The following is a 20,645-nucleotide window of genomic DNA, read 5'->3' on the forward strand; positions in this document are numbered from 1 at the left end:
AGACGCCGCGTGACCGGTCATCAGCCGGCACCGCGGCGCTTTCCTTTTCCATGGATCGTGGCTGCGCGCGTCGCGCGGCCGCACGTTTGATCGAAGGTTGTTCCAGTCATGTCACGTCTGAAGGTTCTTTACGGTTTTCATGCGGTGACCGCACGTTTGCGGCACGATGCATCGACGGTTGCGGAGGTGCTGTACGACCAGACGCGCCGCGACCGCCGCATGCAGGACTTCCTGCACACCGCGAAGGAAGCGGGCGTGCGGCTGATCGCGGCCGACGAAACGCGCCTGTGGGGCCTCGCGCATACCGAGCGTCACCAGGGCGTCGTCGCGCGTGTCGAGGACATCCCGCTCGCGCAGAACCTGTCCGAGCTGCTCGACGGCATCCAGGGCCCCGCGCTGCTGCTGGTGCTCGACGGTGTCACCGATCCGCACAACCTCGGTGCGTGCCTGCGTGTCGCCGATTCGGCCGGCGCGCACGCGGTGATCGCGCCGCGCGACCGTGCGGTCGGCCTGAACGCAACCGCGGCCAAGGTGGCGAGCGGCGCGGCGGATACGGTGCCGTACATCACGGTGACGAACCTCGCCCGTGCGCTGCGCGAGCTGAAGGACGCCGGCGTATGGATCATCGGCACGTCGGACGAGGCATCGGCGACGCTCTACGAAACCAAGCTCGACGGCCCCGTCGCGCTCGTGATGGGCGCGGAAGGCGAAGGCATGCGCCGGCTGACGCGCGACACCTGCGACGAAGTGATGAGCATTCCGATGGCCGGCAGTGTGGAAAGCCTGAACGTATCGGTCGCAAGCGGCGTGTGCCTGTACGAAGCCGTGCGCCAGCGGCGCGTGAAGGGCTGACGCAGCCCGTCCCGCGCGCCCTGCGCGGGCCTCGAATGACCCGAACGACGCGTGTCGCGATCCGATGCGGCACGCGGCTCTCCGGAGCTCGCGACCGATGACCCTGTTTCGCGCTGGCGTATCCTGCGCCGTGCTGTGCCTGCTGGCTGCCTGCGCGTCGCCGTCGCTCGTCGAACGCGGTACCTACTACGCCGACACGAGCCTGCACGCGCGCGGCGCCGATTCGCGGATCCGCTTTCTCGTGATGCATTACACCGAAAGCGACGAGGCGAAATCGCTGCGCACGCTGACGGGCGACTCGGTGAGCGTGCATTACGTCATCCCACCGCAGCCGCGCATCGAGCGCGGGATGCCGGTCGTCTACCAGCTCGTTCCGGAATCGGAGCGCGCGTGGCATGCAGGCGTCAGCGAGTGGCAGGGCACGACCGAGCTGAACGCGGTGTCGATCGGCATCGAGAACGTGAACCGCGGGCCGCTCGATCCGCAAAACCGCACCTGGCAACCCTATCCGCCCGAACAGGTCGCGGCGCTGACCCGGCTGTCGCAGGACATCGTCGCGCGCTACGGGATTCCGCCGACGCGCGTGGTCGGGCACAGCGACATCGCGCCGCAACGCAAGATCGATCCGGGGCCGCTGTTTCCTTGGCATGCGCTGGCCCGAGCCGGCGTCGGCGCGTGGCCGGACGATGCGGCCGTGGCCGCGCGGCTCGGCGGGCGTGATCCGCATGCGCCGGTCGATGTGCGCGAACTGCAGCTCAAGCTCGCGCGCTACGGTTACGACGTGGCCACCGACGGGGTGCTCGACGCACGCACGCGACGCGTGTTTGCGGCGTTCCAGATGCATTTCAGGCCGTCCGACTATGCGGGCAACCCGGACGCCGAAACCGACGCGATCGCGCAGGCGTTGCTCGACAAGTACTTCCCCGGCACGCAACCGGCGGACAACGCGCCCGATGCGGGCGCGCCCTGAATTCGCCGTGCCCGACACGCCGAAAAACGCGGGCCGTCAGCCGAGTCCGGTAAACTGGCGGTTTTCCGCAATCCCGCAGCATTACCACTCCATGACTCAAGACGAACTCAAACGCCTCGTCGGCCAGGCCGCCGCTGATTACGTGATCCAGAACGTGCCGGAAGGCGCCGTGATCGGCGTCGGCACCGGCTCGACCGCCAACTGCTTCATCGACGCACTCGCCGTCGTCAAGGCGCGCTATCGCGGCGCCGTGTCGAGCTCCGTCGCCACGACCGAACGCCTGAAGTCGCACGGCATCAAGGTGTTCGACCTGAACGAGGTCGACTCGCTGCAGGTGTACGTCGACGGCGCCGACGAGATCGACGCGAGCGGCGCGATGATCAAGGGCGGCGGCGGCGCGCTGACGCGCGAGAAGATCGTCGCGTCGGTGGCCGATACGTTCGTCTGCATCGCGGACGCCAGCAAGCGCGTGCCGGTGCTCGGCGCGTTCCCGCTGCCGATCGAAGTCGTGCCGATGGCGCGCACGGCGATCGGCCGGCGCGTGACCGCGCTCGGCGGCGTGCCGGTGCTGCGCGTGACGAAGGACGGTGCGCCGTATATCACCGACAACGGCAACGAGATCATCGACGTGAAGGGGCTGCAGATCGCCGATCCGCGCGGTTTCGAAGCCCAGGTGAACGCATGGCCGGGCGTCGTGACGGTCGGCCTGTTCGCCGAGCGCGGTGCGAATCTGTGCTTGCTCGGCACGGAAAACGGCGTTGAAACGATCGTATATTCGGCTAATTGAAAGATATGGCAAGCAGTCCGTAATGATGCGTCACGTGTCGTAATAGACTGAATGTTTAAATCTTGTGGAAATCGGGGCCCGGTAGGCGCAATGCGCTTCCCGGGCCTTATTTTTAGCCGTATAAATCACCCCGTCAAAAAGAGGGATAACCCTGTCAGGTGTTTACCAGATAGCGAAATATCGTCGAACTCATCAACTTATAGATCATAAGAACAGTCGTAACCAGGGCCGGCGGAACTGCGGAGCAGGTGTTCGCAAATCGACGCACGGGGAGGTGTCATGGAGCAGGGCAAAGACCGGTCACTGGTCGCGAAAGTGATGGATGGGCTTGTCTCGGGTATCGTCGAGGACAAGTATGGCGGCATCTTGCCGCCGCAGGACGTGCTGTCGAAAGAGTTCGATGTGAGTCGCACCGTGATGCGGGAAGCGCTATCGATGTTGCTTGCACGCGACATGCTCGACGTGCGTCCGAAAGTCGGCACGCGCGTGCGGCCGATGCGCGACTGGCGGATGATCGACGAAGACGTGGTGAGCTGGCGATTCCGGGCGAAACCCGATCCGCAGTTCATGCGCGACGTCATCGAATTCCGGATGCTGATCGAACCGCGCGCGACCGCGCAGGCGGCGGTGCGTGCGACGGCTGGCGACATCGCGAGCATCCGCGAAGCGTTCGATGCGTTCAAGGTGCTGCAGCCGGGCGACCCCGGCTACGACACGGCGGACGAGTTGCTGCACACGCGGATCGTGCAGGCGAGCGGCAACCAGTTTTTCCAGCAGATGGCGGCGATCGTGCGCGGTGCGGTGCGTCTCGTGAATCCGCGTGTCGTGCAGAAGGAAGGTGCACACGATGTCGTCGTGAAGGCGCATGCACGTGTGGTCGACGCGATCGAGCGTCGCGATCCGCGCGAAGCCGAAGCCGCTTCGCTCGCGCTGATCGATTTCAGCGCCGACGAGATCTCGCGCGATTTCTCCGTCGACGTGCCCGTGCGCGCCTGACGCTGCGTGAGTCCCTCATCCGTGTGCCGCCGGGCCGTTTATCATGACGGCCGGCCGGCAGCGTGCCGGCCACCGTCATACGACCGACACGGAAGATCAGGATGAACGACAACGACCATCGCACGGTGCGCTTCGGCATCATTGGCGCAGGCAGCATCGCGCGCCGTTTCGCGCAAAGCCTCGCGCATGTGCCGGGCGCCACGCTCGCCGGTGCCTGGGCCCGCCGCGCCGATGCCGCGGCAGACTTTTGCGGAGCGTACGGCGGTACGCCTGCCGCAAGCCTCGAAGCACTCCTCACGAGCGATATCGACGCGGTCTACATCGCGACGCTCCATGACAGTCACGCGCAGTACACGCTGGCCGCGCTTGCTGCCGGCAAGGCCGTGCTGTGCGAAAAGCCCGCGACGCTGAACGCGGCGCAGCTCGACACCGTGCTGAGTGCGGCACGCGACGCCGGGCGGCTTTTCATGGAGGCGATGAAGCCGCCGTTCTTCCCGCTGTACCGTCAGTTACGTGCGCATCTGCATGACGATCCGATCGGCGAGATCCGGCTCGTGCGGGCAGGGTGTGCATCGTCGTCGGTGCCGGACGACCATGCCGTCTATCGCCTCGATCGCGCGGGCGGCGCACTGCTCGATATCGGGATCTACGAGGCGTTTCTCGCGGTGGACTGGCTCGGCGCGGCGCTCGACGTGCAGACGCTCGGCCGCGTCGGGGCAACGGGTGTCGACCTGTTCGCAAGCCTGAACAGCGTGCACGCGAACGGCGGGATCGCGCAGCTCTTTTGCGGGCTCGACGTGATGGGGCGCGGCGACGCGCTGATCGCCGCGGCCGGCGGCCACGTGACGATTCACGAGAAATGGTGGAACCCCGCGCGTGCGACGATTCGCTATGCGGACGGGCGCACCGTCGAACTCGATGCGCCTGTCGACGGCGGCGGGCTGAACTACGAGACCGCGCATTTCTGCGACCTGCTGCGCGCGGGCAAGACCGAAAGCCCGATCATGACGCACGACCATTCGCGGCAGATGATCGCGATGACCGATGCCGCGCGCGCGGCGCTCGGGGTGCGTTATTCGGGCGAGTAAGCGGGAAGGCGGGAGCCGGGCACGCGCGCGCGGCCCGGCGGACGGCGTGTGCTCAATGCCGCGACGGCAGCGACAGGCGCTTTTCGTACCAGCGCTGCACCCATTCGAGGATCTGGCACAGGATCCAGTACACGGCCGCGGCGGCGAGATAGAGCGGCAGCGGCTGATAGGTCGCCGCGATCACTTCCTGCGCGCTGCGCAGCAGTTCGGTCACGGTGATCACGGACACGAGCGACGTGTCCTTGATCAGGCTGATCAGGCTGTTCGACAGGCTCGGTACCGCGATGCGCAGCGCCTGCGGACCGATCACGTAGCGCAGCGTCTGCCCCCACGACAACCCGAGGCTGTACGCGGCGAGCCATTGGCCGCGCGCGATCCCGTTGATCGCACCGCGCATGCTTTCCGACATGTAGGCCGCGACGTTCGCGGAAAGCGCGATGACGCCGGCGGGCGTCGGGTCGAGCGAGATGCCGAGGCTCGGCAGCCCGTAATAGATGACGAAGATCTGGACGAGCAGCGGCGTGCCGCGCATCAGGCTCACGTACGCGCGTGCCAGCCACGCGAGCGCGTTGACCCAGATGCGTTCGAAGCCGTCGAGCGCTTCGCTTTGCCGGATGCCCATCATCGCGAGCACGACGGCGCCAAGCAGGCCGAACACCATCGACAGGACGGCGAACTTGACGGTCAGAACGGCGCCCTGGGCGAGCACCGGCAGCGATTGGACGAGCAGGGACGTTGTCGACATGGAATACGAATCGAATGCGTGCGCGAAAGCGCAATCATAAACCGGACGCATAAAACAAAGGGCGGCATCGTTACGGATGCCGCCCTTTCCGGCCCGCCGTCAGGCGGGAAATGCAGGCGTGCTTACTTGATCGGCTTCGTCACGTCGATGCCGAACCACTTGTCCGAGATCTTCGTGAAGGTGCCGTCGGCCTCGAGTTGCGCCATCGCGTCGTCGATCGCCTTCTGGAACTTCGGGTTGCCCTTCTTGAACGGGATGCCCGACGGGTTCGCCGAACCGACGTTCGCGCCCGGGCGCAGCGGCAGTTGCGAGTTCTTCGTCAGGTACGCGAGCATCAGGCGGTCGTTGAGCGCCGCATCGAGACGGCCGGCCGCAAGATCGCGCAGGTACTCGGGCGCGCCCGGGTACGTCTTCACGTCGATGCCGGGCACCGACTTCGCCATGTCCATGTAGTTCGTGCCGAGCGCGACGCCGAGCTTCTTGCCTTTCAGGTCTTCAAGCGACTTGAACTGGCGCGTATCGTCGTTGCGCTGGATCAGTTGCGCGGACGAGTACGTGTACGCCGGCGAGAAGTCGAGCGTTTCCTTGCGCTTGTCGGTGATGCCGACCTGGTTGGCGATCACGTCGAATTTGCCGGCCTGCAGGCCCGCGATGATGCCGCTCCATTCGGTCGTCACGAATTCGGCCTTCACGCCGAGCTTCGCGGCCACGGCCTTCGCGATGTCGACGTCGAAGCCGACGAGTTCGCCTTGCGGGTTCTTCGAGTTGAACGGCGGGAACGTGCCTTCGAGGCCGACCCGCAGCGTGCCGCGTTGTTTCACCTGGTCGAGGAGGTCGGCCGCATGCGCGGTGGCAGCGGCGAACGACGTGCCGATCAGGCCGGCAACCAGCAGCTTCTTCAGCAGCGCAATCTTCATCGTGTGTTTCCTTGCCCTGTCCGGGTCATTGATTCTGGTAACGAGGCCGATGATAGCAAAAATGCAATCGACCACTAAATATCGTTTGTTTATGCCTATATTACGCGGTGCGTTCGCGGGCGACGGCCTTCACGCATTCCGCGACGAGCGCGGGACCGCGGTAGATGAACCCCGTATAGAGCTGCACCAGCGCCGCGCCGGCCGCGAGCTTCGCCCGGGCATCCTCGCCCGAGAAAATGCCGCCGACGCCGATGATCGGCACTTCACTGCCGACTTCGGCGTGCAGCTTGCGGATCACTTCGTTCGACGCGTCGAACACGGGGCGGCCCGACAGGCCGCCGGCTTCGTCCGCGTGCGGCAGGCCCTGGACGGCCGCGCGCGACAGCGTCGTGTTGGTGGCGATGACCGCCTCGATCTTGTGGCGCAGCAGTGTGTCGCCGATTTCCTTGACCTGTTCGTCGTCGAGATCGGGCGCGATTTTCAGGGCGAGCGGCACGAGCTTGCCGTGCAGGTCGGCGAGGCGCTGCTGCTTGTCCTTCAGCGCCGCGAGCAGTGCGTCGAGCTCGCCCGCCCCCTGCAGCTGGCGCAGGTTCTTCGTGTTTGGCGACGAGATGTTGATCGTCACGTAGCTCGCGAACGGGTACACGCGCTCGAGGCAGTACAGGTAGTCCTCGGCGGCGCGCTCGATCGGCGTATCGGCGTTCTTGCCGATGTTCAGGCCGAGGATGCCGCGATAGCGGGCAGCCTGGACGTTCTTCACGAACTGGTCGACGCCGTGGTTGTTGAAGCCCATCCGGTTGATCAGTGCTTCGGCCTGCGGCAGGCGGAACATCCGCGGGCGCGGGTTGCCGGGCTGCGGGCGCGGCGTGACCGTCCCGACTTCGATGAAGCCGAAGCCGAGTGCCGCGAGGCCGTCGATGGCCGCGCCGTCCTTGTCGAGGCCGGCTGCAAGGCCGACCGGGTTGCGGAACGTGAGCCCCATCACGGTGCGCGGTGCGTCGGGCACGCGGGCCGACAGCGCGCAGGCAAGGCCCGTGCGGCCGGCCGCGCCGAGCGCGCGGAGCGTGAGGTGGTGAGCGTCTTCCGCATCCATCTTGAACAGGGATGCGCGGGCCAGCGGATAGAGGGAACTGAACACGGGAATAGGGCGGACAGCCGGAATGAATGACAACCCGCTATTTTACCGGGAGTTGGGCGGCAGGGGCGCGCTTCGCTTCGTTACCCCCGCGGCGCGCGTCAGCCCGAGCCGGAATGTCCGCCCGGCAACGGCGCACGGGCCAGCGCCGCGTCGACGGGCGGCAGGTCGATCCGTTCCGGATCGAGTATCTTCCAGCGGCCGTCGATCAGCCCTTCGAGCGGGTGGAAGTTCGCCTTGTAGGCCATCTTCGGGCTCTCGCGGATCCAGTAGCCGAGGTACACGTAGGGCAGGCCGAGGCTCTTCGCCTGCTCGATCTGCCACAGGATGTTGTAGGTGCCGTAGCTCGTGTGCTGGTCGTCGGGCTCGAAGAACGTATAGACGGACGACAGCCCGTCGCCGAGGATGTCGATCATGCTGACCATGCGCAGCTTCCCGGGCTCGCCGCCCGCGGCGTCGAGGTCGCGGAATTCGACGAGGCGCGAGTTGATCCGGCTCTGCAGCAGGAATTGCTCGTACTGGTCGCGGCTGTCGCGATCCATGCCGCCGCCCGCGTGGCGTGCGGACTGGTAGCGCATGTAGAGCGCGTAGTGCTCTTCGTCGTAGTGCAGCGGCGAAACCGTCGCGACGAGCGTGCGGTGCCGTTTCCACATCCTGCGCTGCGTGCGCGACGGCGCGAACGCGTCGACGGGCACGCGCACCGGCACGCAGGCACGGCAGCCGTCGCAGTACGGACGATACGTGAAGACGCCCGAGCGCCGGAAGCCGGCCTTCACGAGCTCGGTGTAGATGTCGGAGTTGATCAGGTGGCTCGGCGTCGCGACTTGCGAGCGCGCGACGCGGCCGTCCAGATAGCTGCACGGATAGGGCGCCGTTGCATAGAATTGCAGCGCCGAAAGCGGTGAAAGCGGCAGCTCAGTCGGGTGAGTCATGGGCAGCTCTCGTTGCAGGGAGGGAGTGCCGCGCTAGCGCTCGATCCCGGAGGGGGCCGCCGTTTCGGCGCGGCCCGTCAGCGCGGCGAGCACGCGCTTGTCGAACTGCCACGGAATCGGCGGTTCGGCTACCGCGCTGCGCACGTGAGCGACAAAGGCCTTGCGTGCGATCTCGCGGCCGCCGAGCGACGCTAGATGCGACGTATTCTGCTGGCAGTCTATCATTTCCAGCCCCTGCTCGCGAAGGTGCGCGACGAGCGCGGCCAGCGCGATTTTCGACGCATCGGTCGCGTCCGCGTACATCGATTCGCCAAAAAACATTCGCCCGAACGACACGCCGTACAGGCCGCCGACGCGCCGCCCGTCGTGCCACGTCTCGATGCTGTGCGCGTTGCCGGAGCGGTAGAGCGACGTATACGCGTCGATGATCTCGGCCGTGATCCACGTGCCGCGCTGCCCTCGGCGCGGCGCCTGCGCGCACGCGCGCATCACGCCCGGAAAGTCGTGGTCGACGCGCACTTCCCATTCCGGCTCGCGCAGCACGCGCTTCAACGTCTTGCGCAGCGAGGGCGACACCTTGAATTCGGCCGGCACAAGGATCATGCGCGGGTCGGGGCTCCACCACAGCACGGGCTGGCCGTCGGAATACCACGGGAAGATGCCGCGCAGGTATGCGTCGATGAGGCGCGACGGCAGCAGGTCGGCGCTCGCGGCGAGCAGCCCGGGCGCGCCGGTCGCGGGACCGAGCGCGCGTTCGATGGGCGGAAACGGATCGTCCGGGCCGAGCCAGGGGACCATGGCGCAGGGGCTCAGCCGTTGCGCAGCGAGCGGAAGATATCGCCGGTGTGCACGCCGTAGTCGCCCGCGGCTCGATCGGCGAAGAAGAATCGCAGGGTCTGGCTGACGGTCGGGAACGCGATTTCGTCCCACGGGATGTCGGCTTCGTCGAACAGCTTCACTTCGAGGCTTTCCTCGCCGGCCTCGAAACCCGGATCGGTGAGCCGCGCGAGGTAGAACAGGTGGACCTGATGCACGTGCGGCACGTTGAGCAGCGTGAACAGGTTCTGCACCTCGACGCGCGCGCCGGCTTCCTCGAGCGTTTCGCGTGCGGCCGCTTCGGCCGTCGTCTCGCCCATTTCCATGAAGCCGGCGGGCAGCGTCCAGAACCCGTAGCGCGGTTCGATCGCGCGGCGGCACAGCAGGATCTGATCGCCCCAGACCGGGACCGTGCCGACGACGTTGCGCGGATTCTGGTAGTGGATCGTGCCGCAGTGATCGCAGACGAAGCGCTCGCGATTGTCGCCCGGAGGAATGCGCGCGAGGACTTCGTGACCGCAGACGGAGCAGAATTTCATGTCGAGTGGAAGGGACGAGGTGATGCGAGTGTATCACCGGGGCGCGGCATTCTTGAACGCCTGCGCGTGCAGGCCGCGGGTCGCGCGAAGCGTGGCGGGGCCTGCGGCGGAAAAACAAAAAGCCCGGCGCTGGGCCGGGCTTTTCGCATCATTCTGGACGTTGGTTGCGGGGGTAGGATTTGAACCTACGACCTTCGGGTTATGAGCCCGACGAGCTGCCAGACTGCTCCACCCCGCGTCCGTCGAAGAAATGAATTATAAGGAGTAACCCGAAGGCGCGCAAGCGCTTTCTGACAATTTCTTGTCGCCGCTTGTGGGGCCGGTACGGAGGGTGCGTGCGCTAGAATCGAGCGGTTTGTTTCGTTTCTTCGGCAGCGGGGCCGTGCGCGATCGCTTCGGCGCTGTTGCGACTCTCATTACTGTATCGACGGATTCATGGACATCGCTCACGATCTGCAATCGATCGGCGCGCAGGAACAGGCGCTTGTATTTCCCCATTTCGACCCGGCCCGCGCGTGGGCGCTCGGCAACCGGATGCACGCGCTCGCGACGTCGCGCGGCCATGCGATCGGCCTGCGCATGCAGCAGGCCGGCGCGACGCTCGCCGACAAGCACGGGCTGCCGATCGCGGAATATTCGCCGCACGGCGGCTCGTTCCCGCTGACCGTCGCCGGTGCCGGCGTGATCGGCTCGATCACCGCGTCGGGGCTGCCGCAGCGCGCGGACCACGAATTCGTCGTCGAGGCACTGTGTGCCGAGCTTGGCCACGACTACGCCGTGCTGGCCCTCGCAAGGAGCTGAGCGATGCAGCTTCCCGGTTACGCATGGCTCGCGATCGCGATCGTCGCGGAAGTGATCGGCACGTCGGCGCTGCGCGCGGCGGACGGCTTCACGCGTCTCTGGCCGTCGTTGCTGGTCATTGCCGGTTATGGCATCGCGTTCTACTGCCTGTCGATCACGTTGCGCACGATGCCCGTCGGCATCATCTATGCAGTCTGGTCGGGCGCCGGCATCGTGCTGATCACGCTCGTTGCGATGCTGCTCTATCGCCAGGTGCCGGACCTGCCGGCCGTGATCGGCCTCGGCCTGATCATCGCCGGCGTCGTGGTGCTGAACCTGTTTTCGAAGATGCAGGCGCACTGAGCGTGCGACTGCCAATTGCCGGATGACCCTCATGACCGATTCCACTTTCGCTGCCGCTTCCGCCGAATCCACTCAGCCCGACGTGCGCGCGACAGTCGCGAACCGCATCGGCTTTCTCGAACTGAACCGGCCGAAGGCGCTGAATGCGCTGTCGGTCGGCATGATCCGGCTGATGCAGCAGGCGCTCGACGCGTGGCGCGACGATCCCGAGGTCGTCGCGGTCGTCGTGCACAGCCCGCATCCGCGCGCATTCTGCGCGGGCGGCGACGTGCGCTTCTTCCACGACGCGTGGCAGCGCGGCGACCGCGATGCGGTCGATACGTTCTTCATCGAGGAATACACGCTGAACCACACGATCTTCACGTATCCGAAGCCTTATATCGCGCTGATGCACGGCGTCGTGATGGGCGGCGGCATGGGGATTTCGCAGGCGGCGCGGCATACGGGCGGCCTGCGTGTCGTGACCGACTCGACGAAGATGGCGATGCCGGAAACGCGTATCGGCCTGTTCCCGGACGTCGGGATGAGCTGGTTCCTCGCGCGCACGCCCGGCGCGATCGGCCGCTATCTCGCCGTGACCGGCGCGACGCTCGACGCGGCCGGCGCGCTGTACGCGCAACTCGCCGACGTCTATCTGCCCGATGCCGCGCTGCCGGCGTTGCTCGATACGCTGCGCAGCGCGCGCATCGACAGCGGCGAGCAGGCGGTCGCCTGCGTGGCCGACGCGGCGGCCGCACACAAGGTCGTGCCGACGCCCGACACGTCGGCGCTGGCCGACGCGCGTGCCGGGATCGACCGGCATTTCGCGCAGCCGGACATCGGCGCGATCCTCGCGTCGCTCGACACCGAGCAGGATTGCGCGGCCGTCGACGGATGGGTGGAGAAGGCGACCCATGCGATGCGCGAACAGTTGTCGCCACTGTCGATGGCCGTATCGCTGGAAGTCGTCGAACGTGCACGCGGGGCAACGATGGCCGATTGCCTGCGGCGCGATCTCGATCTCACGCGCTCGACGTTCGCGCGCGGCGACGTGATCGAAGGCGTGCGCGCGCTGATCGTCGACAAGGACCACCAGCCGGCCTGGCGTTTCAAGTCGTCCGCCGATATCGATCGCGCGGACGTGCTCGCGATGTTCGACAGCCCGTGGACGCCGGACACGCATCCGCTGCGGAAGCTGCAGGACTGACGTCGGTCGGACTGACCGAAGCGCGAGCTGGAAAAGAAAAGGCTGCCTGCATGTGTGCAGGCAGCCTTTTTCATGTGTGTCGACCGCGTTACTCGTCGCCTGCGTCGTCCGACATGAACGCGCGCATGAACACGAGTGCGCCGAAGCCCCATACCGCGTTCGCCGCGAAGCCGGCTGCGAGCACGGGCATCATGTTGCCCGACGGCCAGATGCCGCGCAGCGGATCGATCGCGAACACGCGGGCGGCCGTCAGCACGATGCCGCCGAACACCAGCGCGCCGATCCACGAGGCCTCGCGCTCCGGCGAGACGCGCAGCAGCCATGCCATCGGGATCGCACAGCACGCGCTGATCAGCGCATTCGCGACAAATTCAGGAATGCCGAGCGGCGCGAACGGCTGTGTGGAGAAGCCGGTTGCGGCGATCAGGTCGGCCGTATGAAGGAGTGCGAGCGTGGCTTCGCGGAAGAACAGGGCGGCCAGGAAGCCGGACAGGAATGGCAGGATGACTTTCTGCATCGATGAGTGCACCGCAGGCGCGCACGGCCGGGGCCGTCCGCGCGGAGTTATTCGGATAGGTGCGCCATTATAGGGCCCGCCCGCCGCGATATTCGCTCCAGCGTCGTGCTAATCACGAAAGCGGAAAACCTAAGCTCAAAAAAATCGTTCCAAAGCCCTGCACCGATCCCTAGACTGATTTCCCAGAAACAGCCGTGCAATTGCGTCCTCGCCCGCTGCACGGCCTGACCGGCGAGCCATCCCGATTCGAACGCACACCATGCATGCGCCGCTCATCCGCGACGCGAGCAGGGCGGTGTCTTTTTCAAATTCCGGCAAGGACAGTCAAGCAGGAGCAGCAGATGAATGTGTTCTGGTTTATCCCCACGCACGGCGACAGCCGCTATCTCGGTACGGCCGAAGGTGCGCGCGCCGCGGATTACGATTACTTCAAGCAGGTCGCGGTGGCGGCCGATACGCTCGGCTACGAGGGCGTGCTGCTGCCGACCGGCCGTTCCTGCGAGGATGCGTGGGTCGTTGCATCGAGCCTCATCCCGGCGACGCAGCGCCTGAAATTCCTGGTCGCAATCCGTCCCGGCATCGCATCGCCGGGGCTGTCGGCGCGGATGGCCGCGACGTTCGACCGCCTGTCGGGCGGCCGCCTGCTGATCAACGTCGTGACGGGCGGCGATGCTGCCGAGCTCGAAGGCGACGGCCTGTTCGCGGATCACGACACGCGCTATGAAATCACCGACGACTTCCTGAACATCTGGCGCGGGCTGCTGTCCACGTCGCACGACAACGGCGGGTTCGACTACATCGGCAAGCATCTGCAGTCGAAAGGCGGCAAGGCGCTGTATCCGCCCGTGCAGCGTCCGCATCCGCCGCTGTGGTTCGGCGGCTCGTCGCCGGCTGCGCACGAGATCGCGGCCGATCACATCGACACCTACCTGACCTGGGGCGAGCCGCCCGAGGCCGTCGCGAAGAAGATCGCCGATATTCGCGCCCGCGCCGAGGCGCGCGGCCGCAAGATCAAGTTCGGCATTCGTCTGCACGTGATCGTGCGCGAGACCGAGGACGAAGCATGGCGCGACGCCGAGCGCCTGATCAGCCGCCTCGACGACGAAACCATCGCACGCGCGCAGAAGGCGTTCGCGAACATGGATTCGGAAGGCCAGCGCCGGATGGCCGCGCTGCACGGCGGCAAGCGCGGCGGCCGCGAGGCGCTCGAGGTGTACCCGAACCTGTGGGCCGGCGTCGGCCTCGTGCGCGGCGGCGCGGGCACCGCGCTCGTCGGCAATCCGGAGCAGGTCGCGGAGCGCATGCGCGAATACGCGGATCTCGGCATCGAGACCTTCATCCTGTCCGGTTATCCGCACCTGGAGGAGTCGTACCGTTTTGCGGAACTCGTATTCCCGCTGATCAAGGGCAACGGCGCGGCGAAGGCGACTGGCCCGCTGTCGGGCCCGTTCGGCGAGATCGTCGGCAACAGCTATCTGCCGAAAGCGGCCCAGAGCTGAGCGACAGGAGGCCTGCGATGACAACGAAAACGTCGACGACGGGCGCGGCCGTGGCTGCCCGCGCATGGCGCGGCGTCGCACCGTGGCTCGTGCCGCTCGCGCTGCTGGCGGCATGGGAAGTCGGTGCGCGCACCGGCTGGCTGTCGACCCGCGTGCTGCCCGAGCCCGTGGCGGTCGTGCGAGCGGCCTGGTCGCTCGTGACGTCGGGTGAAATGTGGGCGAACGTGAAGGTCAGCACTTGGCGTGCGCTGTTCGGTTTCGCGATCGGTGGCGGTGTCGGCCTCGCGCTGGGGCTCGCGACCGGCTTGTCGAAGGCGGCCGAGGTCGCGCTCGATTCGACGATCCAGATGATCCGCAACATCCCGGCGCTCGCGATGATTCCGCTCGTGATCCTGTGGTTCGGCATCGACGAGAAGGCGAAGCTGTTCCTCGTTGCGCTCGGGGTGTTCTTCCCGGTCTACATCAACACGTACCACGGGATTCGCTCGGTCGATGCAAACCTGATCGAGATGGCGAAGAGCTACGGCGTACGCGGCTTTGCGCTGTACCGCGACGTGATCCTGCCTGGTGCGTTGCCGTCGATTCTCGTCGGCGTGCGCTTTGCGCTCGGGCTGATGTGGGTGATGCTGATCGTCGCGGAAACGATCTCCGCGCAGTCGGGCATCGGCTACATGACGATGAACGCGCGTGAATTCCTGCAAACCGACGTGGTGGTGGTCGGCATCCTGCTGTACGCGGTGCTCGGCAAGCTGGCCGATGTACTGGCGAAATGGCTCGAGCGCGTGACGCTGCGCTGGCACCCCGCTTATCAATCAGGAGCAAAGGCATGAATGCGACGACTTCGGCGGCCGCCTACAGCCCGCTCGCCGGCGCAGACCTCGAGGCCGAACTGGCGCAGGCGCGTGTCGCGGACGGCGACGCGCGGGACGCAGCGGTTCTCGAACGTGACGGCAGCGCATCCGTCGTTCCGCTCGCGCGGCGACGGCCAGGAAGCCCGGCACCCGACGATGCCGTGACACTGTCGGGCGTCAGCAAGCGCTTCGGGGCACGCACGGTGCTCGACAACGTCGAGCTCGGCATCGCGCGCGGCAGTTTCGTCGCGATCGTCGGCCGCAGCGGCTGCGGGAAATCGACGCTGCTGCGTCTCGTGGCGGGACTCGAGCAGCCGAGCAGCGGCACGCTCCAGACGCGCGGCGAGGGCGGCGGCGAACTCGATACGCGGATCATGTATCAGGATGCGCGCCTGCTGCCGTGGAAGACCGTGCTGCAGAACGTGATGTTGGGCCTCGGACGCGGCGCGCGCGACCAGGCACGCGCGGTGCTCGATGAAGTCGGGCTGCTGGAACGCGCGAACGACTGGCCCGCGCAACTGTCGGGCGGCCAGCGGCAGCGTGTCGCGCTGGCCCGTGCGCTCGTGCACCGGCCCCAACTGTTGTTGCTCGACGAGCCGCTCGGCGCGCTCGACGCGCTGACCCGTATCGAGATGCACGCGCTGATCGAGCGGTTGTGGCGTGAGCATCGATTCACCGCGCTCCTCGTTACGCACGACGTGCAGGAGGCCGTCGCGCTCGGCGACCGCATCCTGCTCATCGAGCAGGGGCGGGTGGCGCTGGATCAGCCGGTGCCGCTCGACCGGCCGCGCGCCCGCGCGTCGGCCGCGTTTGCGGCGCTCGAGGATCGCGTGCTGAAACGCGTGCTCGCCGGCGGGCCCGGTGCGGCCGACCACGGCGCACCGCATGAGACAAACAACGTTCGACCGGTCGGGCAGATCCGCTGGGCCGTTTAAATCCGGGCGGCAGCGGCCGCCCGTTCTGAGATCTTTTCTTCGGAGCGATCAACCTGATGAGCATCACTGCAATCAACGTACGTAACCAGTTCAAGGGCAAGGTCAAGGAGATCATTCGCGGATCGGTGGTTTCCGAGGTCGACGTCGAGACGCCGTTCGGCATCGTCACGTCGGTGATCACGACCCGTTCGGTTGACGAACTCGAACTGAAGGTGGGTGCGGAAGTCGTCGCGCTCGTGAAATCGACCGAAGTATCGATCGCGCGCCTCTGAGCCCGCGTGTCCTGCACCGGCGCGGCGCCGCGGGCAACCTGCCCGTCGGCGCCGCCCGGCATTTGCGCAGCGCGTTTGCGTTGGTATTCGACGCTCGGACGAAGTGCTAGGATGGAGCGACACCGATGTCGGAGGCCAACGCATGACCCCCATCCTTTCCCCCGAAGCCATCGAGGCGCTGAAATGGATCGATCAGTTCGGTGAAAGCCGGCCGGTTCCCGCTGCGTTCGACGACGTCGTTTACGCGTTGCTGAACGAGGGGCTGATCTACCAGGCGGCGGCCGACCGGGTCGACCTAACGGCCGATGGCAAGTCCTTTTTGTCCGACGAATACGATTGAGCGCACGGCGCCGGCCGCGCGGGCGACCTGGCGCTGCGTCGCCACGGAGCGTGCGATGGAACCGAGAGGCAGCGACCTCGGCGATTTCAGCGAGCCGTACCGCGGCTTCGAGATCGAGGTGAAGACCGAGCAGGTCTGGGACGGCGAGCATGCGCATTACCGCGTGCTGCAGGGCGATGCCGTGCGGATCGACTGGCGGCGCGTCAAGGTCGACGGGATGCTGCTGACCGAACGACGCGTGATCGAGCGTGTGCTCGACGAGGCTCGGCGGGCGGTCGATGCGGAGCTGGGCGAGGGGTAGCGCGCGTGCCGGGCAGGTACGGCCCGTGTTGCGGTAAAATATCAGGTTGTTTCCGCGCCACCTGGCCTGTTGCCCGAAATCCATGTCCGTACCGTCTTCACTTCCTCCCCGCCGCGTATCCGTCGCGCCCATGCTCGACTGGACTGACCGCCATTGCCGGTCGTTCCACCGTACGCTGACGCGCGACACGTGGCTGTATACGGAGATGATCACGACGGGTGCGCTGCTGTTCGGCGATGCCCAGCGGCATCTCGCGTTCACGCCGAACGAATCGCCGGTCGCGCTGCAGCTGGGCGGCAGCGAGCGCGACGATCTCGCGCGCGCGGCGAAGCTCGGCGAGCAGTGGGGCTACGATGAAATCAACCTGAATTGCGGATGCCCGTCCGAGCGCGTGCAGCGCGGCGCGTTCGGCGCGTGCCTGATGAACGAGCCGCAGCTCGTCGCCGACTGCGTGAAGGCGATGCGCGATGCGGTGTCGGTGCCGGTCACGGTCAAGCATCGGATCGGGGTCGACGCGGTCGAGGACTACGCGTTCGTGCGCGACTTCGTCGGCACGGTGGCCGAAGCTGGCTGTGAAACGTTCGTCGTGCATGCGCGCAATGCGATCCTGAAGGGGCTGTCGCCGAAGGAGAATCGTGAGATCCCGCCGCTCAAGTACGACTATGCGTATCAGCTGAAGCGCGATTTTCCGTCGCTCGAGATCGTCATCAACGGCGGTATCACGACGCTCGACGAGGTTGCGCAGCACCTCGAGCATGTCGACGGCGTGATGCTCGGCCGTGAGGCGTATCACAACCCGTATGTGCTGGCGGAGGTCGATGCGCGCTTCTACGGGTCGACCGCCGCGGTGCCGACGCGCGAAGAGGCCGAGGCGAAGCTGATCGAATACTGCGCGGCCGAACTGAAGCGCGGGACCTACCTCGGCGCGATCGTGCGGCACGCGCTCGGACTGTATCGCGGCATGCCCGGCGCACGCGGCTGGCGTCGTGTGCTGTCCGACAACAAGAAGCTCGCGCGTGCTGATCTGGCCGTGTTCGACGAGGCGCGCGCGCATCTGAACGAGGCCGAAGAAGTTTTTGAAAAAAAAGCTTTGCAAGATTCAAAAGTGTTCGTATAATCTTGTTCTTCGCTGCTGAAACACAAAAGCAGCGAAGAACAAAAAGTAGTAACAGTGGTGGCTGTAGCTCAGTTGGTAGAGTCCAGGATTGTGATTCCTGTCGTCGTGGGTTCGAGTCCCATCAGCCACCCCAAAGAATGCATTAACAAAACAGGCGCTTAGGCGCCTGTTTTGCTTTGCGGGGGACAACTCGGGGACAATAGCGTCGATTCGAGCCTCGCCATCTCTAGAGCGTTCTGCTCGCCATCCATCCATTTCGCGTACGTTGTCAGGAACATCTCGATGCTGTGCCCGAGTTGTTTCGCGCAGAAGGCTGGGGTCATTCCGGCCATCAGCATTGCCGTCGCGTAGCTATGTCGCATGTTGTACGGCCGGCGGTAGCGAATTCCGAGTCGTTTCAAAATGGGCGTCCAGAAGCTTCGTCGGAATGCTCGTTCGTCCTCCCAGCGTATGCTGTACCGCGGGTCATGAAAGATTGCGGCTCCGGAGATCTGTGTAAACGATCGCTGACGGTTCAACGCAGCAAGTGCCCGGCTGTTGAGACGAACCGTGCGCGCGACTGCCGTTTTTGTTCGATCTTTGTGTTCGCCACGTACTAGCGCTTCTGCGACCAAAATCGTCCCGTTCTGCAAATCCGCATTCACCCATTGCAAGCCAAAAATCTCGGACGTACGAAGACCGGTCCAGAACCAGAATTCGATGAGATTGTGGGCTTGCCCCGGATATGCGCGCTCGGCCTCGCTGATGATTCTTTCTGACTCTTCACGAGAAAATGGATCGGGTGGGGGCTTCTGATGCTTGGCGCGAGGGACGTTCGCGGCGGGATTGTCCGTTAGCACGTTGTCGGACACAGCCAGGTCGAGCGCCTTTCTCAGAACTGAAACGTAGTTGTTGATCGTTTTGCCGCTTAGGTCAGGCCGGCCTGCGATCGCAGTCAATATGTGACTGAGCTTCAATTTGCGGAGCGGAGTGGGTCCGAGCGGATTCTGATTCTTGTCACAAGCCGCTGCTTTCCAGAATCGGATGGCGCTCTCGTATCCATCTTTCGTCGAAGACTCAATTCGCTGGGCGGCGAGCCAGGTGTCGAGCCAGCCCCCGACAGTTAGCGTGCTTGGTGCTCCAGCGGTCGGAAAATATTCGACCAAGCTGAACGTGCCGAGCCGGATCCGATCGACGATCTCCGCGATCAGGCGGTAGGCATACTTCACGTTCGCGGGGGTTGGCGGCATCGGCTTGCCGTTCAGCATCAGTGTTTGCCGCTCCCGCTTACCTTCGAGCGTGAAGTTTAGTCGGATGGAGGATGCGCGGATTTCTACGCCGCCGCTTGTTCTACCCATTGTTGATACCCCTTGATAGAAATAAAGATGCCGCCGTCAGGCGAGCGCCGGTACTCGCGACCATCGAGCCACTTTCCGTCCTCGATCTTTCGGCGGATGGCTTTCTCCGTGAGGCCCGTGATCATGGCGGCAAGCGCCACGGTGACGTAGGGGGCGGGTGCAATTAGAGTAGGTGAGTCGACCATGCTACGATCCCTCTGTCTCAAAAAGGCGTTGATCCAATGCAGAAGAAATTTGTGATGCGCGGGTACGAGATGAACTGCGAACCGCGCGTGGCGGAGGATGGCAAGTACGCCGCCTAGGTCGAAGTAACGAAGTTGGGATTCAGCCGGGAAGCTGCGTTTCCGAATCTTGGCGTGTTTGGCACTGAAGCCGAGTCTGTTGCCTGCGCGAAGAATTATTCTGAAGAATGGCTGAGCCGGTACGCGTGACGGAGCAGGAGCAACACCTATCTCTGCTACGACGTCGAGATTGAGGCGACCAAGCGAGATGCGGATATAGCGGTGGCGTCGTAAATTTCGCGTCACGCCTGCCAAAGTGCGCCGTCAACCTCAAACAGTGTGCCGCTTCCCGAAATCTCAGTCGCCGCCGCGTGCTACGATGATCGATCGGCGAGCGGGGGGGAGCAATGGACCTGGACGAATTCAAGCCATATCGTGGCTATTTCTACCGAGTCTCTGCAAATTTCGGCGACGATGGCCAGTGGCGCGGCACGATAGATGTTCTTCGGCGCCATTGGAACGGCACCACCGAAACCGTGATTTCGCAGATGAGCGTGCCTGGCACTTTCATTTCGGAGGGTCTGGCACTCGACGCGTCCGACGCCTACTGTCATTTGCTCATCGACGAGGGGAGTTTCGGGGAGGAGTAGTTTCAAGACACCGTCCAGTCCGGAATTCAACAACCCACACCCAGGGGTTTTTATCCCAGCCGTGACCGCGGGCGGCGTCGATGGCGGCATCGAGTTCATCGGCGCGCAGCGTGTCGCCAATGCCGTTGATCACGCTCCAGCGCTGGCCGTGCCGTAGGCATCGATACCGCTCGGCACACACCTTGTCGTCGTCTGTCACCTCGGCGCGCGGCTCCCGCTGAAACTCGTACATCAGGGCGACTCGAAGTGTAGTTCGCGTATCGCGCGTCGGTTTCTCGTGGTAATCGTCTACGAGGGTGAGGATTCGCTTCGAACGTTCGATCGCGTCACGCGGCTCGGGCTGCTGAGCGACGAGAAGGGTGTCGATCGTCGAGAACAGATCAACGACGCGTCTCGGCGGATCGTTTTCCCATTCGACAATCTCAAGTTCGGCACGCGCTCGGCGAAGGGCGTCCGTCAGCGCATCAGCGCGGCTCTTATCGGTGGTCGTGGTCATGGC

At 65.3% G+C, this 20,645-nt stretch carries 26 protein-coding genes, 2 tRNA genes and 1 pseudogene; 18 read left to right on the forward strand and 11 right to left on the reverse strand.

Features of this window, described 5'->3' with window-relative positions; all coding sequences use genetic code 11:
- Positions 1-108 precede the first annotated feature (108 nt).
- The 5 genes from rlmB (at position 109) to CFB50_RS08300 (ending at position 4,693) form a co-directional block, all read left to right on the forward strand.
- The gene (gene rlmB, locus CFB50_RS08280) at positions 109-852 is read left to right on the forward strand and encodes a 23S rRNA (guanosine(2251)-2'-O)-methyltransferase RlmB (protein WP_039358863.1); all 744 of its coding nucleotides are present in this window, start codon (positions 109-111) and stop codon (positions 850-852) included.
- 97 nt (positions 853-949) lie between these two features.
- Entirely contained in the window at positions 950-1,822 is an 873-nt protein-coding gene (locus CFB50_RS08285) for an N-acetylmuramoyl-L-alanine amidase (RefSeq protein ID WP_089445515.1), read from the forward strand.
- Between the two features lie 91 nt (positions 1,823-1,913).
- Entirely contained in the window at positions 1,914-2,609 is a 696-nt protein-coding gene (gene rpiA, locus CFB50_RS08290; protein ID WP_011351848.1) for a ribose-5-phosphate isomerase RpiA, read from the forward strand.
- Between the two features lie 279 nt (positions 2,610-2,888).
- Positions 2,889-3,605 (forward strand): FadR/GntR family transcriptional regulator, encoded by a 717-nt coding sequence (locus CFB50_RS08295; RefSeq protein WP_089445516.1) that lies wholly within the window; start codon positions 2,889-2,891, stop codon positions 3,603-3,605.
- A gap of 101 nt (positions 3,606-3,706) precedes the next feature.
- Positions 3,707-4,693, forward strand: coding sequence for a Gfo/Idh/MocA family protein (locus tag CFB50_RS08300; RefSeq protein WP_089445517.1), 987 nt, complete (start codon positions 3,707-3,709; stop codon positions 4,691-4,693).
- A 52-nt stretch (positions 4,694-4,745) separates the two neighbouring features.
- On the opposite strand, the gene CFB50_RS08305 is transcribed toward CFB50_RS08300, so the two are convergent.
- From CFB50_RS08305 to CFB50_RS08335, 7 genes are all read right to left on the reverse strand, one after another.
- Complete coding sequence (locus CFB50_RS08305) at positions 4,746-5,438, reverse strand: amino acid ABC transporter permease (protein WP_006484207.1); 693 nt, start codon at positions 5,436-5,438, stop codon at positions 4,746-4,748.
- Between the two features lie 122 nt (positions 5,439-5,560).
- Positions 5,561-6,355 carry a cystine ABC transporter substrate-binding protein gene (locus tag CFB50_RS08310; protein ID WP_011351851.1) on the reverse strand — a complete coding sequence of 265 codons (795 nt, stop codon included), beginning with the start codon at positions 6,353-6,355 and terminating at the stop codon, positions 5,561-5,563.
- A 100-nt stretch (positions 6,356-6,455) separates the two neighbouring features.
- Positions 6,456-7,493 (reverse strand): quinone-dependent dihydroorotate dehydrogenase, encoded by a 1,038-nt coding sequence (locus tag CFB50_RS08315; protein ID WP_021161559.1) that lies wholly within the window; start codon positions 7,491-7,493, stop codon positions 6,456-6,458.
- A 98-nt stretch (positions 7,494-7,591) separates the two neighbouring features.
- Positions 7,592-8,422, reverse strand: a complete 831-nt coding sequence (locus CFB50_RS08320; protein WP_069247863.1) for an arginyltransferase — start codon at positions 8,420-8,422, stop codon at positions 7,592-7,594.
- A 33-nt stretch (positions 8,423-8,455) separates the two neighbouring features.
- Positions 8,456-9,220 carry a leucyl/phenylalanyl-tRNA--protein transferase gene (gene aat / locus CFB50_RS08325; protein ID WP_069247864.1) on the reverse strand — a complete coding sequence of 255 codons (765 nt, stop codon included), beginning with the start codon at positions 9,218-9,220 and terminating at the stop codon, positions 8,456-8,458.
- Between the two features lie 11 nt (positions 9,221-9,231).
- Positions 9,232-9,777, reverse strand: coding sequence for an NUDIX hydrolase (locus CFB50_RS08330; protein WP_006476111.1), 546 nt, complete (start codon positions 9,775-9,777; stop codon positions 9,232-9,234).
- Positions 9,778-9,938: 161 nt separating this feature from the next.
- Positions 9,939-10,015, reverse strand: a tRNA-Met gene (locus tag CFB50_RS08335).
- Between the two features lie 197 nt (positions 10,016-10,212).
- On the opposite strand from CFB50_RS08335, the gene CFB50_RS08340 reads away from it, so the two are divergent.
- From CFB50_RS08340 to CFB50_RS08350, 3 genes are read left to right on the forward strand one after another with little or no spacing between them, the layout of a single operon-like run.
- Positions 10,213-10,578 carry a heme-binding protein gene (locus CFB50_RS08340; RefSeq protein ID WP_089445518.1) on the forward strand — a complete coding sequence of 122 codons (366 nt, stop codon included), beginning with the start codon at positions 10,213-10,215 and terminating at the stop codon, positions 10,576-10,578.
- A gap of 3 nt (positions 10,579-10,581) precedes the next feature.
- Positions 10,582-10,920, forward strand: a complete 339-nt coding sequence (locus CFB50_RS08345) for a DMT family transporter (protein ID WP_069247865.1) — start codon at positions 10,582-10,584, stop codon at positions 10,918-10,920.
- A 31-nt stretch (positions 10,921-10,951) separates the two neighbouring features.
- Complete coding sequence (locus tag CFB50_RS08350; RefSeq protein ID WP_174947442.1) at positions 10,952-12,106, forward strand: enoyl-CoA hydratase/isomerase family protein; 1,155 nt, start codon at positions 10,952-10,954, stop codon at positions 12,104-12,106.
- A gap of 88 nt (positions 12,107-12,194) precedes the next feature.
- Here the strand turns inward: CFB50_RS08350 and CFB50_RS08355 are convergent, their stop codons facing one another.
- Positions 12,195-12,623: a hypothetical protein gene (locus CFB50_RS08355; RefSeq protein ID WP_006484223.1), complete on the reverse strand. Its 429-nt coding sequence runs from the start codon at positions 12,621-12,623 to the stop codon at positions 12,195-12,197.
- Between the two features lie 341 nt (positions 12,624-12,964).
- Here CFB50_RS08355 and ssuD point away from each other — a divergent pair, with 341 nt between their 5' ends.
- From ssuD to CFB50_RS08395, 8 genes are all read left to right on the forward strand, one after another.
- Positions 12,965-14,122 carry an FMNH2-dependent alkanesulfonate monooxygenase gene (gene ssuD / locus CFB50_RS08360; RefSeq protein ID WP_089445520.1) on the forward strand — a complete coding sequence of 386 codons (1,158 nt, stop codon included), beginning with the start codon at positions 12,965-12,967 and terminating at the stop codon, positions 14,120-14,122.
- Positions 14,123-14,139: 17 nt separating this feature from the next.
- A complete protein-coding gene (gene ssuC / locus CFB50_RS08365) occupies positions 14,140-14,952 on the forward strand; it encodes an aliphatic sulfonate ABC transporter permease SsuC (protein ID WP_043182674.1) in 813 nt (270 codons plus the stop codon).
- On the forward strand, positions 14,949-15,908 hold the full coding sequence (locus tag CFB50_RS08370; protein WP_089445521.1) for an ATP-binding cassette domain-containing protein: 960 nt from the start codon (positions 14,949-14,951) through the stop codon (positions 15,906-15,908). The genes ssuC and CFB50_RS08370 overlap by 4 nt, the downstream gene beginning before the upstream one ends.
- Positions 15,909-15,964: 56 nt before the next feature.
- Positions 15,965-16,180 (forward strand): TOBE domain-containing protein, encoded by a 216-nt coding sequence (locus CFB50_RS08375; protein ID WP_006476104.1) that lies wholly within the window; start codon positions 15,965-15,967, stop codon positions 16,178-16,180.
- Between the two features lie 142 nt (positions 16,181-16,322).
- On the forward strand, positions 16,323-16,520 hold the full coding sequence (locus CFB50_RS08380) for a hypothetical protein (protein ID WP_027787628.1): 198 nt from the start codon (positions 16,323-16,325) through the stop codon (positions 16,518-16,520).
- A gap of 55 nt (positions 16,521-16,575) precedes the next feature.
- Positions 16,576-16,821 carry a hypothetical protein gene (locus CFB50_RS08385; RefSeq protein ID WP_069247870.1) on the forward strand — a complete coding sequence of 82 codons (246 nt, stop codon included), beginning with the start codon at positions 16,576-16,578 and terminating at the stop codon, positions 16,819-16,821.
- Between the two features lie 130 nt (positions 16,822-16,951).
- Positions 16,952-17,938 (forward strand): tRNA dihydrouridine(20/20a) synthase DusA, encoded by a 987-nt coding sequence (gene dusA / locus CFB50_RS08390; RefSeq protein WP_069247871.1) that lies wholly within the window; start codon positions 16,952-16,954, stop codon positions 17,936-17,938.
- 57 nt (positions 17,939-17,995) lie between these two features.
- Positions 17,996-18,071: transfer RNA gene (locus tag CFB50_RS08395), tRNA-His, on the forward strand.
- Positions 18,072-18,096: 25 nt separating this feature from the next.
- Here the strand turns inward: CFB50_RS08395 and CFB50_RS08400 are convergent.
- Entirely contained in the window at positions 18,097-19,275 is a 1,179-nt protein-coding gene (locus CFB50_RS08400) for an Arm DNA-binding domain-containing protein (protein WP_089445522.1), read from the reverse strand.
- Positions 19,251-19,460 carry an excisionase gene (locus tag CFB50_RS08405; RefSeq protein WP_089445523.1) on the reverse strand — a complete coding sequence of 70 codons (210 nt, stop codon included), beginning with the start codon at positions 19,458-19,460 and terminating at the stop codon, positions 19,251-19,253. The genes CFB50_RS08400 and CFB50_RS08405 overlap by 25 nt, the downstream gene beginning before the upstream one ends.
- 36 nt (positions 19,461-19,496) lie before the next feature.
- Here CFB50_RS08405 and CFB50_RS39895 point away from each other — a divergent pair.
- Both CFB50_RS39895 and CFB50_RS08415 read left to right on the forward strand, forming a co-directional pair.
- A pseudogene (locus CFB50_RS39895) lies at positions 19,497-19,706 on the forward strand (hypothetical protein).
- A 197-nt stretch (positions 19,707-19,903) separates the two neighbouring features.
- Positions 19,904-20,146, forward strand: a complete 243-nt coding sequence (locus CFB50_RS08415) for a hypothetical protein (protein WP_089445524.1) — start codon at positions 19,904-19,906, stop codon at positions 20,144-20,146.
- Here CFB50_RS08415 and CFB50_RS39445 read toward each other — a convergent pair.
- Positions 20,115-20,642, reverse strand: a complete 528-nt coding sequence (locus tag CFB50_RS39445; protein ID WP_179254143.1) for a hypothetical protein — start codon at positions 20,640-20,642, stop codon at positions 20,115-20,117. The genes CFB50_RS08415 and CFB50_RS39445 overlap by 32 nt on opposite strands.
- Between the last annotated feature and the right edge of the window lie 3 nt (positions 20,643-20,645).

Origin of the sequence: Burkholderia sp. AU33423 (assembly GCF_002223135.1) — a bacterium.
GTDB classification, from domain to species: Bacteria; Pseudomonadota; Gammaproteobacteria; order Burkholderiales; family Burkholderiaceae; genus Burkholderia; species Burkholderia lata_D.